13 protein-coding genes are annotated in these 15409 nt (G+C 63.0%); all 13 read right to left on the reverse strand.

Annotated features, from left to right (window positions below):
• Nucleotides 1–3: 3 nt before the first annotated feature.
• On the reverse strand, nt 4–342 hold the full coding sequence (locus B4N44_RS15190; protein ID WP_093189477.1) for a DUF86 domain-containing protein: 339 nt from the start codon (nt 340–342) through the stop codon (nt 4–6).
• On the reverse strand, nt 332–634 hold the full coding sequence (locus tag B4N44_RS15195; RefSeq protein ID WP_296702484.1) for a nucleotidyltransferase family protein: 303 nt from the start codon (nt 632–634) through the stop codon (nt 332–334). Before B4N44_RS15195 ends, B4N44_RS15190 begins: the two co-directional genes overlap by 11 nt.
• Nucleotides 635–731: 97 nt before the next feature.
• Nucleotides 732–3668, reverse strand: coding sequence for a DUF1156 domain-containing protein (locus B4N44_RS15200; protein WP_296702486.1), 2937 nt, complete (start codon nt 3666–3668; stop codon nt 732–734).
• Complete coding sequence (locus tag B4N44_RS15205; RefSeq protein WP_296702489.1) at nt 3665–4270, reverse strand: DUF3226 domain-containing protein; 606 nt, start codon at nt 4268–4270, stop codon at nt 3665–3667. Before B4N44_RS15205 ends, B4N44_RS15200 begins: the two co-directional genes overlap by 4 nt.
• A 24-nt stretch (nt 4271–4294) precedes the next feature.
• A complete protein-coding gene (locus B4N44_RS15210; RefSeq protein ID WP_296702492.1) occupies nt 4295–5413 on the reverse strand; it encodes an AAA family ATPase in 1119 nt (372 codons plus the stop codon).
• An 88-nt stretch (nt 5414–5501) separates the two neighbouring features.
• Nucleotides 5502–5804 carry a helix-turn-helix domain-containing protein gene (locus B4N44_RS15215; RefSeq protein ID WP_296702495.1) on the reverse strand — a complete coding sequence of 101 codons (303 nt, stop codon included), beginning with the start codon at nt 5802–5804 and terminating at the stop codon, nt 5502–5504.
• A gap of 209 nt (nt 5805–6013) precedes the next feature.
• Nucleotides 6014–9592: a helicase-related protein gene (locus B4N44_RS15220; RefSeq protein ID WP_296702498.1), complete on the reverse strand. Its 3579-nt coding sequence runs from the start codon at nt 9590–9592 to the stop codon at nt 6014–6016.
• Nucleotides 9593–9697: 105 nt separating this feature from the next.
• Entirely contained in the window at nt 9698–9844 is a 147-nt protein-coding gene (locus B4N44_RS15225) for a hypothetical protein (protein WP_296702500.1), read from the reverse strand.
• Between the two features lie 642 nt (nt 9845–10486).
• Nucleotides 10487–11155, reverse strand: a complete 669-nt coding sequence (locus B4N44_RS15230) for a YceH family protein (protein WP_296702503.1) — start codon at nt 11153–11155, stop codon at nt 10487–10489.
• A complete protein-coding gene (locus tag B4N44_RS15235) occupies nt 11152–11628 on the reverse strand; it encodes a bis(5'-nucleosyl)-tetraphosphatase (protein WP_296702505.1) in 477 nt (158 codons plus the stop codon). Before B4N44_RS15235 ends, B4N44_RS15230 begins: the two co-directional genes overlap by 4 nt.
• On the reverse strand, nt 11625–13988 hold the full coding sequence (locus tag B4N44_RS15240) for a tRNA(Met) cytidine acetyltransferase TmcA (RefSeq protein ID WP_296702508.1): 2364 nt from the start codon (nt 13986–13988) through the stop codon (nt 11625–11627). The genes B4N44_RS15235 and B4N44_RS15240 overlap by 4 nt, the downstream gene beginning before the upstream one ends.
• Nucleotides 13989–14202: 214 nt before the next feature.
• Entirely contained in the window at nt 14203–14967 is a 765-nt protein-coding gene (locus B4N44_RS15245; RefSeq protein WP_349681096.1) for a protein-L-isoaspartate(D-aspartate) O-methyltransferase, read from the reverse strand.
• Nucleotides 14964–15278, reverse strand: a complete 315-nt coding sequence (locus B4N44_RS15250; protein ID WP_296702510.1) for a hypothetical protein — start codon at nt 15276–15278, stop codon at nt 14964–14966. Before B4N44_RS15250 ends, B4N44_RS15245 begins: the two co-directional genes overlap by 4 nt.
• Nucleotides 15279–15409: the final 131 nt, after the last annotated feature.

Consider the following 15409-nt stretch of genomic DNA (forward strand, 5'->3'; position numbering starts at 1 on the left):
GCTCTACTGTTTCCCTGTGAGTGTCCTGAGCTGCGCCAGCAGTGCGGGGATCTCCGCGGTAACGGCGACCCAAAGAATGTCCGCATCGATGTCGAAATAGGCATGGATTAGACGATTGCGCATGCCGATGATGGCCTTCCAGGGGATCTCGGCGTGGGCGCTGCGGGTCTGCTCCGAGACCTTGCTCGCCGCCTCCCCGATGATCTCGACCGCGCGCACCAGCGCGAACAGCAGCATTCGATCGGAATCCAGATCCGCACGGGGACGATTCGCGATGAACCCCAGTGCGTCCTCGGCCGCCTCGATCATGTGGCCAATGCGAACGCTGTCCTCAGGCTGCATATTGCACCTCGGCCGTGCGCACGACCTCGTCGCGGAAGAAATGAGACAGATCCGCCGCCGTGCGCAGATCGACCTGCCGCCCCCCGAGGAGGCCCGATAACTCGATCTCCATGCCGGCAATCCCCAGCAAACCGGGGATATGCTCCGGGTCGAACTCGACCAACAGGTCGATGTCGCTGTCGGTCCGTGCCATTCCTTTCAACTGCGAGCCGAACAGCGACAGACGGCGGATATGATGTTTCTCGCAGAACCGGGCGAGAACGGTCTCATCGAGATTCAAGACCTGATGCATGAAACGCTCTCCTGTATCGACCGCAAGCGGTGCCGACCGTCACCCGCGCATCGGATCGAGCGGACACCCACGGCCAACCGGTACGACCCACGGGTCATCACGACAAGGGGGCATCGAACAGATCCCCAGTACCCTGAGGTGTCGTGCTACCGATCTCCCGCGCCAGTCTGGCGATCTCGGGCCAGCTCTGCACCAAGGCGTTGTAGGCCATGGCCTCGTTCGCGCGTTTCTTACGCTCGCAGAGGGTGTAGAGGCGATAGCAAAGCTCGCGTGCCGTCTCGGATTTGCTGCCGAGCTTGGCGACCAGTGCCGCCGCCGCGGTGTCGCCGCCGGACTCGAGCGCGCGGATGAGTTGGTGCACCATCTCCCAGACGGTGAGGCGCTTGTCGGTCGTCGGATCCCAGTCGACAGGAAACTCCGCGGGTTTCAGCAGGCGGACTTTTCCGGCTTTGGAGACCAGGATTCCGGCCTGCTGTAACCCTGCGACACTGGTGTTCTTGGACTTGGAGAGCTGCTCGGCGACGCCGTACTCGCCCTCGTTGAAGGCCATCTGCTCGAACCAGGTCAGGGCCCAACGGGTATCCGCGTCGAAGTCGCCCTCCTGCGCGGCAAGCGCCTCGTCCAAGGTTTGATTGATCAGAGTCAGTGCGGCGCGCACAGGCAGCGGCTTACCCTCGGCATCGAGCACTTGAGCGTAACGGGTGTAGACCGCCATGCCGGGGCCGATGGCCGCTTGGGCGAGGTCCACCGGGGCGATGTTGCCCCGTTGCAAGTGAGCGAGCGCGGCGGGTAGCTCGGTCTTGAGTGCGGTGATGAATTCGCGGCGGGTGGCGATCGGGGCCACGGCGGAGCGCTTGCGACAGACGAGTACGATGCTGGAGGCGAGGGCATTGTTGCCGATGCCCATTTGACGGTTATCGCCTTCGGTACGCATTGGCCATGTACCAGTGATCGCGAAGCCAGCGCGAACCACGGCATCTAAGAAAGTCTCCCACCCGGTGCTGGCAGTGCCGAGGTCGGATTTGCTCTCCGACTGCCTGAAGGCGTAATAAATGGTCACCGGAAAAGCTGGATGTGCTTGCTCGGCGAGTCGATGCATCGCCAGCGTCATTCCTTTGAGGAAGAAGGTCTCAGCTTCTTCTTTGCTCCCGTGCCTATATGGCGTGGCAACCAATTCTTCAGCCTTGGGCACTGCGAGGGTGGCGAAGAGGTCAGGGTAGAAAGGCTTTAGGGAGTGGCGCAGCCAGACATAGAAAAAGTCCGAAAGATCCGCATAGCTGATGTTGTCATAGTAGGGTGGGTCCGTACTCACCACTGCCCCGCCATCTTTCGCAAGCACTACATCCTGCACGCTAGCTTGAGACGCACTACCGAACCCTCCCGTGAGCGCAATATTAATAACTTTCGCAACGACCTGAACGCACGCTAAAAAACCAGAACTGGAGTCTCCAAACGGGGACCCTTCGGCGTAGTCCCAGGCCATCTGAACCGCCTGTTTGGGCATCGTCGAACGCATCGCGTTGTCTTTCGGGCGCCAAGTGGCAATTGAAGAGCCATAGTCTGCCAGTCGACTCAGAGCCATCGCGAGATAAGTACACACCGCTTCAGCATAGGCTGCCGGACCTGCACCGCCGTCTTGGAGGGTGAGTTGATTGTCAGGTAGTCCGGCAGCCAGCGCGTCGTACTTGACCAACGCGTTTACCTCGGCCACGAGATCGGCGAAGGTCGTCAACGCTATAAGCTGCCGGGCGGTGAAGAGGTCGGCGAAAGATGTCAAGCCATAGTTCGGCGTCTTGAAATCGCGCGGGTTAAGCGGGAGCGTTGTTTCCGGCTTCCAGGTTGGCTGTAAAGTCAGCGCAATGTCTTCTGAGTCGTTCGTCGGAGAGAGAAAAATCCGCCCACGCTTGCCTTCGGCAACGATGGCCATCAACCGCGCGCCCATGCGCCCGGCTTTGCCCTCTTGGCGGATATGATCGTACGTGACTGGAACGCCAGACATCAGGCAACGGAAGGCTGCGCGTTTACCGACGGTCGTGCCTAGTTTCGATCCCTCAGCATCGGTTGGTTTGCCCACCTTCACTGTAAACCGATAATCACTGCCTTTGACGAGCGGCTCTACGTAAGCCTCCTTGCCCACCTTGGTGGAGAGCATGAAGGTAGAGACCAACGGCACATCGACATCCCCAAAAGCCGGATTCGGACTCTTGACCGTGCGCGCCCACAACCAGGCAACCACGGTCAGCTTCTGGCCAAGATAAAGCTTCAGATCCGGCCGCGGATTCACCGGGTCATCGACCATGTCGTCCGTGACCTCAATCTTGGGGTAGAGATGCCCGATCCGCCGCTCCGCCTCGTCCCGCATCCACTGCCCGTAATAGCGAACGTCTTCGGCGAGGCCTTGCGCCGCATTCCATTCACGCTTGAACAACCGGCCTTGATCTTTCCCCGATTTGCTGGCAATAAGCTTACCGGGATGAACCGGCGGTTGGCCGGCAAACCGGGGAGTGATCTCGATCATCGCCTTGTTGATCAGCACCGCCACCGGGTTGAGGTCGGAGGCGTAGCTGTCCAGGCCGAGCCGCTGAGCCTCAAGTGGTAAAGCGCCACTGCCGGCGAAGGGATCGTGAAACCCCGGTAGCTTGTGGCGATCAAAAAACCTTATCGCATTCGGGTGGTGAGCGTTCTCGGCGCAGGTGTAGCGCCAACTCCGCCAGATCTCGTCGCGTGCCTGCTGAACTACGGTCTCGTTATTGGTGTTATCCCAAAGCACAAGGTCCTCGATGATCCGAAACAGCCGCTGCCGCTCCTTCTCTTGGCTCGCCTCCGTTGGGAACAGATCCGGATGCGCCGAGGGGTCATCGACCATCTGCGCGAAGATGACCGCCCGTGCTGCAGCTATGGGGCGCTGCGCCCACCATTTGTGTAATGTCGTTGGATAGCCAGCGGGCGCCTTTCGCTTGCGACGGGAGCCTTCTTCGTTGATCGCCTCCAGCGGCAGGGCAACTTCGATGAGTTTTCTCTTGTGCAGAGTCACGAAAAAAATGTCCTTTCCAACCAACTCGCGAAGACATTCGCTGCGGGCATGTGAGGGTCGAGATACCGTGCTGAAATAGCCTGTCCAAAGGGCTTGCCCGGCTCGTCTTGCCAGGCGAGCCAGGTGTGAATACGTGCCTTTGCCACTTTCGTGTCTGAAAATCGACGTTGCCCTTCTGGAATGCTGGCGATCGCCTGATCTGCATGAGTGAGCAAGTCATCTCCATCCGGAATCAGGAAGGTGAGAAAATCCTCGAGGATGCCGGGCAGTTTGTTGTCCGGCATGAGCCAGACGCCGACACGGGGCAACAGGGAGTTCGCCGGCGAGTCGATGATGGTCCCATCGGGCTCAGGTCGAGTCGGGACATTTCCGTAACCGGCGGCCAGCAGGTGCGCAGCCACCGACTGCCATCGAACGTGAAGGTCGGTGTCGGCATCCAGAATGATGCCCAGCGCTCCGATGTCACTCTCTTTGAGGCGAACACCGATGCCATCAATCAAAGCATCCTTGCCGCCATAAGGCTTGATGCATTCGATCTCGCCGAGCTTCCGCCTACCGCAGATGTGTTTGACGACATGCGCGTCATCCGGGCCTTCGACCATCAGAACACGCGTTCCGGCCATGGCCTATCTGACCTCAACCTGATCGCGTGTCACGATCTCCAACTCCCTTTCCGTAAACAGCGTCGGGATGATTTGGTCGTCCTTTCTGGATAGCCGAACTAGCACCCCGTCCTCAGGACTTTCGGTCGCCGCCTTCTGGAAGGCGCGCACGGAATCCCAGCTATGAGACGTAGCGAACACCTGGACGTTCAGGTCCCTGGCTAAACGAAAGACAGTGCGCCATATGTCGGTTTGGATCGAGTAGTGCAGGCCATTCTCGATTTCATCGACAAGCAAGACACCGTTACGAGCATTGCAGAGCGACAGGACCACCCCGAACAAACGATTCATGCCATCCCCGAACGTCCGCAAAGGTAGCGGCTCGGGATACAAGCTACTTTTCGCGATCGCCTTCCTTGAACTGGACCTGCCATCCTTTGCAACCATCGACACAGCCTGTATCTCCGGGGAGATAACCTGCAAAGCCTTGACAACCTCCTGCTCGGCGTCCGTCAGCGCAATAGCATCCCACAGGGCGCCCATCTGGCTCGTAGAGCGAGAACTGAAGGGATCGAGATAGATGCAGGGTCGAGAGGCAGCATCAGATTCCGGTCTCATAGCGTACCTACGCCGAAATCTGTCCATTGGTAAGACTCGCGTCCTTGCTGCGATCTGAATCTGTAGGGCGGGGAAACTGTCAACGTCGTCCAAGGCATCGTTTGATGCCGGTTCGTATCTTGACGACGGTCCTATTGAATCAGTCTTCCTGATGAACCAATTGATGCTGACGTTGATGTGGGAAATAGATTCAGGCAAGGAGCCTACTGCCGAGATCGAGAAACCTTTCGCGGATCTTGCTAGGTCAGGAAATCCGTTGAAGAGATTGCAAAATGGCTCCAAATCAGTTGGGGAATAAAGGCGCTCTGCATCACCCGCGGAACCAAGCTCCTCGCGGTAATCGAGGATGTCATAGATTGTTTCCGGCGAGCCACCGGTGACGAGAATTCGGATGGCCTCCAATAGCGAAGATTTACCCGAATTATTCTTGCCGGTCACCAAGTTGACTTTGCCGAAGCCATTGACCCGCAAATCGGCGAGAGCGCGAAATCCGCCGACTTCGAAGGTTCTTATAAGATCTGTCATGGTTATTGCCCTTCGAAATCGTCTGAGTCTCTTCGCTTTGCTGGGGCGAGGTGGAGATCGTTTTACAGCCTGATTCGATACAGAGAAATCAGCGACGGATCATCTTTTGAGATTTGAGGCATTGCGGCGAGATTGTTATCGTCAGCTTTTGATTCAGGGCATAGCAGATATCCGACAGGGTGCGAAGGGTCATATTGCGTGACCCATTCAGTACCTGGGAGGCGTATCCCTTCGTCGAGCCAAGACGATTTGCCAACTCGGTCTTGGTGATTCCCCCGGTCTGCATGGCAGACCAGATCATTTCGGTGACCTCGGCGATCAGTAGCTCTTGGGCTACGAGTTGTTTGTTCTCTTCGCTCTTGCTTGTCCAGCGCCCCAAGAAATCGGTCATGGTTCTTACCTCTCAAGCTATTGGAAGTCGGCGATGATCCGGGTTCCTTTAAGAGATGCGAGTGAAACCAAATTCCGAAGCCTCAATTAGCCGCAGTCAACGCTTGGGAGCTGCTCCACAGCTCCAAACCTGACCCTGAGTTACGGGCATTCAAGCATAGGGTTTACATCTAAGTAAACATCTTTCAGGAAAGGAAAGCAGTCTGCCGATCATGACGGCAGAGATGCCCGTGCGATTAGCTCGGCAAAGTCGTAGTTGACGCTGCTGGCGTGGAAGTCCGGCTCCCGGCGGAAAGGTTCTCGAAGGTAGTGCACTCGGTGTGTGTCGCCCTCGAGAAACTCCACCATGGCGAGGATGAAGTCGTCAGGCTTGTTGAGCGAGTAGAGGACCTCGTTGCGCGTCACGGTGATGGTCTCGGCGCCGGCGACCCGGCCCTTGACCTCGATGAAGCGCAGCTTGCCGGTTCCGGGAACGCGGCTCTCGATGTCGTAGCCGAGCTTCTCCAATTCGCGGTCGGTCGGCTCGAAGCCGAGGCCACGCTCGACCTCCATGACGATGGCGCGGGCCAGGGCCGCGCTGGCTTGAGTGTCGATCGGACGGGTCGGCTCGGTGCCGTTCTGTCCGGTCATGGCCCGGATCAGGCCGATCGGGACCACCAAGAAACCGCCGAGCACCACCGGCGGCAGCGGGGAGAGCTGGGCTTCGAGCTTCAGGTCTTGCAGCCGCTTCTGGAGCCGCCCTTGGAGTAAGTCGGCGCGCTTGCGTGCCTCACCCGAGTTGAGCTTGGCGTTGACCTTGCCGGCCTGCTCTTGGAGCTTCAGCTCCTCGGCGCGATGGTCCCAGTAGGTGATCTCCTTGGTGAGGCGGTCCTTCACCGCCGCCTCGGTCTTGGCGATCAGGTCGAGCTTGCGCGCCTTTACCTGGGCCAGATGCTCCGGCACCACCTGGGCGATAGCATGACCCTGCGCCTTTTTCTCCAACTCGCGGTCGATCCACCGACACTCGGGGCGATCGAGGATGGCGTCGATGCCCGGCTCGTCCGGCGCCGGCGGACGGTAGTCCAAATAAGGCGCGTAGTGGACGTGGCGGGTGGCGCCGCCGGCGTCCTGCTCCACGTAGAGCATCCGCTTGGAGACGATGCGGCGTTCACCCGCGCGCGTGAGTCCGGCATCCTGGATGGCGTGCTCCAGATAGAACACGACGCGCGGCGAGGTGCCGGGGTCGCGCTCGTCCACCAGCAGAGCGCCGCGCTTGAGCAGGTCGCGGTTGCGCTCCAGCGTGAGATCGATGACGGCGTCGAGCAGCGGATGGCCGGGGCAGACGAAGGCGGCCAGGGGCTGACCCTGCGGGGCGACCAGGGATTTGTCGAAGGCGATGCGCTCGTAGCGCGGCAGCACCGGTTCGCCGATGCCGATCAGGCGATCGCGGTTGCGCACGGCGGCGGGGACGTGGGTGATCTCGTAACGCCGGGGCTCGCGCTGCTTGGCCGTGCCGCCGAGTCGTTTGAAGGCGTCAAAGAAGAAGGACTCGATGTAGTGCGGCTGCAGACGACGGGCATCGGCACGCTCCATGTCCTCGCGGATGCGCTGCACGCCGCTGGCATCCATGGCATCGTGCGCCAGGACGCGTTCTTCGAGCAGCCCCTGCAGGTGACCGCGGTCGAGTGCCGTATCCAGCACGGTGGTGAGGAAGGCTTGGACCTCGGGCTGTTCGCCGTAGCGGATCGCCTCGATCAGCAGATCGCGCAGTGATTTGCCCTCGAACTGGAGCTTGCCGAGCACGTCGAAGACCTGCCCGCCGAGGGCTTGGCGCGCCTGCTCCAGCTTTTCGAGCAGCCGGCGGTAGACGTCGCCCTCGCGGGTCTCCTCGGCGACCAGGTTCCACAGGTGGCAGACCTCGGTCTGGCCGATGCGGTGAATGCGCCCGAAGCGCTGCTCCAGACGGTTCGGATTCCAGGGCAGGTCGTAGTTGACCATGAGATGCGCGCGCTGCAGGTTGATGCCCTCGCCGGCCGCATCGGTGGCGAGCAGGACCTGGACCTCGGGGTCGTGCTTGAAGGACTCCTGAACATTGAGACGTGCCTCGCGGCCGATCCCGCCGTGGATGATGACCACGGCATTCTTGCGGCCGAGCAGGGTGGTGATGCGGCCTTCCAAATAGTTCAGGGTGTCGCGATGCTCGGTGAAGATGACGAGCTTCTGATGCGGCGAGGGCGTGGGCGGCGGGATCGGACCCGCGCCATAGGGGACCTTGGGCTCTTCCGCGCGGTCGGCCAGGGCTGCGGTGGTGAAGATCTCGCCCAGCAGACTGGCCAGCTCGCGCCACTTGGTATCGGTGCCGCTGCGGCAGACGGCGAGCGCTTGCCCTTCGAGGTGCTGGAGCGTAGCGATCTCGATGCGCAGCTCGGCGATCGAGCGTGCCGCGGTCGCTTGGTCGAGAATGGTCTCTTCGAGGGCGGCGACTTCGTTCTCGGGGGCCTCGTCCAGGTCGTCGACGTCGTCGCTGTCCAGTGCCGGGAGGGACGCTGCGAGGATGGGCGCGGCCAGGCCGCCGCGCTGCAGCACTTCAAGCTCGCGCAGGCGACTTTCCAGACGCTCGCGCCGACGGCGCAGCGATTGGTGAATGGCCTCGGGCGATGAGGCGAGACGCCGTTGCAGGATGGTCAGGGCAAAGCCGACGGTGCCGGCGCGCTTGTCGTTCTCCAGGGCCTCGGCACGATTGAACTCCTCGCGCACATAGGCGGTGACGGCCTGGTACAGGGCGGCTTCGGCGTCCGAGAGCTTATAGGGGACCGTGTGGGCGATGCGCTCGGGAAAGAGCGGCGTGCCGTCGAACTTGAGCAGGCTCTCCTTGACCATCCGGCGCATCAGGTCCGAGACATCGGCGGTGTGCACGCCGTCGCGGAACTTGCCCTCGAAGCGGTCGCCGTCGAGCAGCGCCATGAAGAGCTGGAAGTCTTCCTCCTTGCCGTTGTGAGGCGTGGCCGACATCAGCAGGAAGTGACGCGTCAAGGTCGAGAGCAGTTGGCCGAGGCGGTAGCGCTTGGTGTATTTGACCTCGTTGCCGAAGAGGGTGGCCGACATCTTGTGGGCCTCGTCGCAGACCACGAGATCCCAACGGCAGTCCGGGGCCTTGAGTTTCTGCTGCACCTCCTCGTTGCGCGAGAGCTTGTCGAGCCGGGCGATGACCAGGTTCGTTTCAAGGAACCAGTTGCCGGTGCGCGCCGCTTCGAGCTTGTCGTTGGTGAGGATCTCGAAAGGCAGATGAAAGCGCCGATACAGCTCGTCCTGCCACTGCTCGGCGAGGCTGCCGGGGCAGACGATCAGACAGCGTTGCAGGTCCCCGCGCGCGACCAACTCCTTGATCAGGAGTCCCGCCATGATGGTCTTGCCGGCGCCGGGATCGTCGGCCAGCAGAAACCGCAGCGGCTGGCGCGGCAGCATCGCCTCGTAGACCGCGGTGATCTGGTGCGGGAGCGGATCGACCAGCGAGGTGTGCACCGCCAGCACCGGGTCGAACAGATGCGCCAGGCGGATGCGGTGGGCCTCCGAGACCAGACGGAACAACGCGCCGTCGCCGTCGAAGCTCCAGGGCCGGCCGAGTTCCGCCAGCTCTAGGCGCGACTCCGCGTCGCGGTAGAGGATCTCGTTCGCGACCTTGCCGGTCGGGGTCTTGTAAGTCAGCTCCAACGCATCCGAGCCGAACCACTCAACGCGGACGACCTCGACGAGTGCGTCCGGGAGGATGCCTCGGATCACCGCGCTGGGCTGGAGCTGTTCGAGCTGCATGGTCGGCTGGCCCTCCTGTTGTCCCTGGAGATATCGAACGGACCGTCGCGATGAGTCCGGACTCGGATGGTATACGCCAAGAGGACGGCGAACCAGTGCGATGGGTCAACGGGCGGTCGAGCCGGATGGATCCGTTTCGGTCGTAGTCTTCTCCCCGAGCAACCGGCCCAGGTCGATGAAGTGCTCTTGAGCCGAGGCGCGCTCGGTGAGGGTGACGCCCTGCCACTCGGCGATGAAGTAGTCAGGGAACATGGGTTCCTCTCCCTATGGTACCGCCCTGGCTCAAGCCGTCGAGACGATCCGTAAGCTGGCGGGCAAAACCAGGCCGGGCTTTTTGTGTCCGGGAGCAAAAGGTAGCAAGTTGGTTCCGCGCAAAGCCGACCCGGTAGATCCGACGGCACTAGGGGCACCCCTCCGACGATGGGTGGCCGGGGCGATTGGGTCTGAGCCAAATCTGAGCCAACGACCACCCGAGACGCGCCAATATTTCACGCTACGCCACACCGCGATTATGGGCGTAAGCGGTTGATTCTGAATCGAACGGAGGTGCGGGGAAATGTGAGGTACATCAGGCGTGTGTGACTTGAAAACCGTTGACCCTCGCGGGTCCGTGGGTTCGAATCCCACCCTCTCCGCCAAGTTATTCAGTTGGTTATCCGCCCTTCTCAACGTTTTTTGGTCGGCATCGGCGTCGCCCGTCCCACCCCCGCACGCCCTGCGTGTCGTTGGTTCCTTGTGTCCAGGTGGCGCGTTTCCGTTGCGTGTTCGACGCGGCAGTGTCGAAATCCTCGATAAATTCGAGCAATTCAGCCGGAAAATCGTCATCCCGGCACGGGGCGTCAGCGCTGCCTTTGCCGCTCGTCGCGTTCCGGGATCTTCCCTTCGCATCCGCGCTCACCGCTGATCCTCGAGTCCGGTCAAGGACCAGAGTCGGTCGATCTGCGCACGCAGCTCCGCGACCTCGTCCTCCAGCGCCTCGATACGAGCGCTGCGGGTCGGCTCGCCGCTCGCCGCATGCGCTGACTCCGGAATGTCCTCGATCTTGGGTCGGCCGCAGAGCAGGTGGGCAAACCGCTCCTCGCGTTTTCCGGGCTGGCGCGGCAGCTCGAGGACGAGCGGGCGGTCGCGCTCGGCCATACCGTGCAGTGTCCGGGTGACCTGCTCGAGATCCCTGAAGTCGGCCAGACGTGAGGTATTGGTCCTCAGTTCCCCCGTCGTCTGCGGGCCGCGCAACATCAGCGCGCACAGCAGTGCATGCTCTTCTCGGCTCAGCAGGAAGGTGCCGACGATCTTGTGGTCGTAGCGCTCGGTGCGCCCCGAAAGACTGGCGTAGATGAGGCCGCGGTCGCGTAATTGGTTCACGACACGGCCGACCTCGCCGGGGGTCATGTTCATGACGGGATGACGGGCGCTCTTCTGATTGCAGGCGCTGACGAGGCTGTTCAGGGTCAGAGGGTATTGGTCGGGTGTGGTGCGCTGTTTTTCCATGAGGCAACCGAGGACACGTGCTTCCGTCGGGGTCAGCATGGCATCGGAGGTTTTGGGTTCGCGCTCGATCGTCATGGTAGGCGGTTCTCTGGTGGTCGGTTGACGGACCCGGTTGCCGGGACCTCGGTCGATTTGCCGATGCGTCGCACCGCCCAGTCCAGGACGGCTCGCACGCGATCGTTCAGGAGTGCATGCGCCTCTTCCGGGGTGACCCAGCGAAACTCCTGGTGCTCGGGAAACCCCAGCTGCGGGTTGATCCCGAGCGTCACGTCGCCGCGCGGTGACTCCGCGAGATAATAACGCGCGATCTTGCCGCGACCGTAGGGCGGTGTTTCCACGAAAGACGTTCCCCATCGGAAATCCAGGTCGAGCAGCCCCGTCTCCTCGGCGACCTCGCGTCGTGCGGCGTTCAGCGGATCTTCGCCGGGCTCTGTTTCTCCCTTGGGGAAATCCCAGTAGCTGAAGCAGCGCAGAATCAGTAAACGCATCTCGGGTCCGAAGCGGCGGACCGGTATGACGCCGGCGGAGAGAATCTGTGGACGTTTCATTCAGCGCGCTCCCGCGTTGCCGGTTTGTACGGGAGTGATGGAGGCTCCGCCGCGTCTTGCATGACTGTCATGCGAGGTACGGTTTCGGGGAGGTCAGACCGGAGCACCTCGGCTGCGCGTCGGATCCGAGTCAGGATCGCATCGCGACCGTTCGAACCGAAACGGCTCGCCAAGGCGGCCGGGCCATGGAGCTGGCGCGCGACGGCGATCAAGAGCGCGGCGTCTTCGATGGCGATGCGGGCGACCCGCAGACAGGGGCCGAGTCGGCGCCGGGTGAGGTCGGCCAGGAGCGGGAGGGTGGCGTCCAGGGAGCGATGGCCGTCGATGAAGCCGCTCAGCTCAAGATCCGGGATCGCGTCACGACATGGGGCTGACGGCGGCTCGGGCTCGATGCGGATCGCGGCGACGAGCGCGACGACGGTGACGGGGTCGAGCGTGCGCAACGGACCGGCCAGCAGAACCGGGAGCCGCGATTCCAGGCGTGCCTCGGCCACTGCGGCAAAGCGCCGACCGCGCATGCCGAGACGGCGCAGCACGACGAGCGCATGCTCGCCGCTCGCGGCATTTCGGCTCGTGCCCATCTGTGCCGGACGAAAGCCGCAGCGGTCCCAAAAGCGGATCAATTCGGGCGTCGCACCGAAGCTGGCACCGAGTAGATCGATGCCCTCGGTACGACCGTCGCGCGCGAGCCGGCGCAGCAGTCTCCGGCCGAGCCCGCGGCGCGCGAGCGCCGGATGGACGGCGATGCGGATCACGCGCAGGTAGCGCAGGGCAGGGGCCTCGGCGAGACCCGCGTGGGTGGAGAGTGTCTGTGGGAGCAGGTGGCCGCGCGGACGGCGTCGCCCCGTGAAGATCGCTTCGCGCAAGTCCGGGTCGGTGAAGCCGCCTTCCTCCGCGGCGAGGAGCGTGGCGACGACATGCTCGTGCCGTCGCAGCACGTAGACCCGAACATTCGGGCCATCCAGCAGCATGCGCAGGTCCATCGGTCGCGTCTGGTAATGGGCCAGGACGAGCAGACCGAAGAGCTCGCGCAGGGTTTTTTCGTCTCGGGCCAAGGTGTCGCGGTCCAGACGCTCGCAGCGGATATCGACGGGGTCGGCTTCGCTCGGCGCCTCGGTCGCGGCGGGGGCTGCGTCGAGCAGCAGGGCCCGGAAGGTCAGTGCTTCGAGCGGATCCCCGGGTGCCCAGCGGATCGGTGTGTCGAGCGAGATCTCTCGCCAATTCGGGGTGAGACGGTCCAGGGTGTCGCGAAAGCGGACATCGAAGCCGCGTCCCGTGCCCTCGTATCCGTGGACCGTGGTCGCGAAGACGACGCGCGGGTAGCGCACCAGCAAGGTCTCGAGGATGGGTGCGGGGATGCCGGCGGCCTCGTCGATCAGGAGCAGATCGGCTGCCGGTGTTTCGGCGGCGAGGTCGGCGGGGGCGACGAATGCGAGTGAGCCCGCTGCACGACCGTACGCGGATCGATCTACCGAAGTTGGCGTCGTCGTCCCGGTATCCGTACTCGGGGCGGAAGTCCCGGCATGACCGCCCGGCACGGTAGCGGCATGCTTGAAGAACGCGTCGGCCGCCGAGCGTCGCGGTGCGGTCACCAGGATGCGGAGCGGTCCCTCGCCCAAAAGTCGGCCGGCGGCGAGGCCCATGGCGGCACTCTTGCCGCGTCCGCGGTGGGCTCGGATAACGAGTGGGCGGTGTGCACGGCCATGCGCGACCGCGAGGATGGCCGCGATGGCGTGTTCCTGGTCCGATGTGGCGGGCTCGGCAGGGTCCGGGTCGCTGGCTTGGGTGGTTCGAGCAGGGGTATAGAGTGCCTGCGTGACGCGCGCGCCGTCCGCGACGAACCTCTGCGCGCTCGACATGCTCCCTGCATCGCCCTGATCAAGGTGAATCAACCCCGGGTCGGAGCCGAAGAGCCGCGCGAGCCTCCCCGGGAAGCGTCTGCCGACCGATGCGGCCGTATTCGGCCAAACGGCGATGCGCTCGGCCTGGGGGTCGTTCAGATCCGGCCAGTCGTCCAAAGACGGTGTCAAGAGCAGCAGGAGACCGCCTCCGCGAATCGCCCCGGTCGCCGCGCCGAAGCCATCCGGGTCGAAACCGCTATGGGCGTCGTAGACCAAGAGGTCGAGATCGCTGCCGAGCAGTCGATCCGCGGCCCGCAGCGGCAGGGCGTCGTCGGCCAGGGGGCGCTCGGTCAGCCAGGTCGGAACCTGGTCCGGGAGCGCGGCGACGCAACGCCATGCATGGGTTGCGGTCCAGTCCGCATCGCCGCTCAGCAGCAGGGTCGCGCGATGACCGGTGGCTTGGGCCAGTCGTTGCAGTGTCAATGCGAGGGTTTCGAGGGTGTCGTCAGGGTGCGCCACGCGTACGTCTTCAGCCACAGGAACACCGAGGCGGGTAGAGGCAGGTTCTTTACTATGGCATCGAGATCGCCCCGGCGCATCATGCCGTCGCCTGCCGGCGGATCGCGGCGAAATGGCTAGCCAACCCGTCCGATGCAGCCCCTACTCTGACCCTTGACCTTTGACCTTTCGTCTTTCACCTTTGACCCAAACCGATGTCCGACGCCTCCATCGCTCAGTCGCCCAACGGCCCGGTCACCGGCACGAAACGCACCGGCAGGAGGTCGCGTCGGCGCAGGCTGCCGTCCTCGTCCTTGTCGAAGATCGCGAGCTGCTGTACGGCATGCGTTTCACCGATCGGCATCACCAGACGGCCGCCGGGTTTGAGCTGAGCGATCAGTTGCTCCGGAATCGTGGGCGCGGCGGCGGTGAGGATGATGCCGTCGAACGGAGCTGCCTCGGGCCAGCCGAGCCAGCCGTCTGCGGCGCGGACCTGGACCTGCGGGTAACCTGCGGCCTTCAGGTTTGCGACGGCGCGCTCGGCAAGCTCCGGGACGATCTCGACCGAATAGACCTCCACGCCCATGTCGGCCAGCACGGCGGCCTGATACCCGGACCCGGTGCCCAGCTCGAAGACCCGGTCGCCCGGGCCGACCTCAAGCAGCTGGCTCATGATGGCGACGATATAGGGCTGGGAGATCGTCTGTCCGCCGCCGATCGGCAGGGGGTGATTGGCATAGGCCAAGGCGCGTTGGGCATTAGGCACAAAGGCGTGACGAGGCACTCGAAGCATGGCATCGGCGACCCGAGGATCGAGCTTTGCGAAACCCAGCTCCGGGGCGGTCATGCGGACCTCTGCCTCGATCTTTTCGACGAGTCGTTGACGTTCCGCGGTCATGTCGTGTTCCGATGCGCAGGCGTTGACCGTCGCGACCAGGCAGAGTCCGACGGCGATGAGTAACCCCTCGAGCGAACGGGAAAGACTTCGGCGGTCGGTCATTTGAACAGATCCTCCGCGGCACGTTTCAGCGACTCCGGGTCGGTCGCCGCGCTCGATGTCTCGCCGGCGTGCGGCGAGGGGGATCCCGGCAGGGGCTGGAACCAGTCGCAGAAGTTGGCCCGATCCTTCGCAATGACGCGATCGACCATCGGCTCCCGACACTCGTTGGGTCGTCCGGGCGCGTAATGCCGACAGTTGCGACAGCACTGGGTCGGTTTGTCGCATCCCGGGCAACGCAGCTCGCGCCCGTAATCGAGCTTAGTCAGTCCCTGTCCGCAATTCCAGCAATGTCCTCTGATCTCCTCGCCCATGATTCGCCTCGGTCCAGCCGCCTAGTCGCGTCATTGTCCGCCGTCTTGCCGGACGCTGCCAGGTCCGCGTAGGTCGGAATCCCCGGTCGCGACTCGTACCAGCCTCGGGTGCGCATGACCAGGTTCACCAC

The sequence above is a fragment of the Thiocapsa sp. UBA6158 genome (assembly GCF_002423035.1).
Classification (GTDB): Bacteria; Pseudomonadota; Gammaproteobacteria; order Chromatiales; family Chromatiaceae; genus Thiocapsa.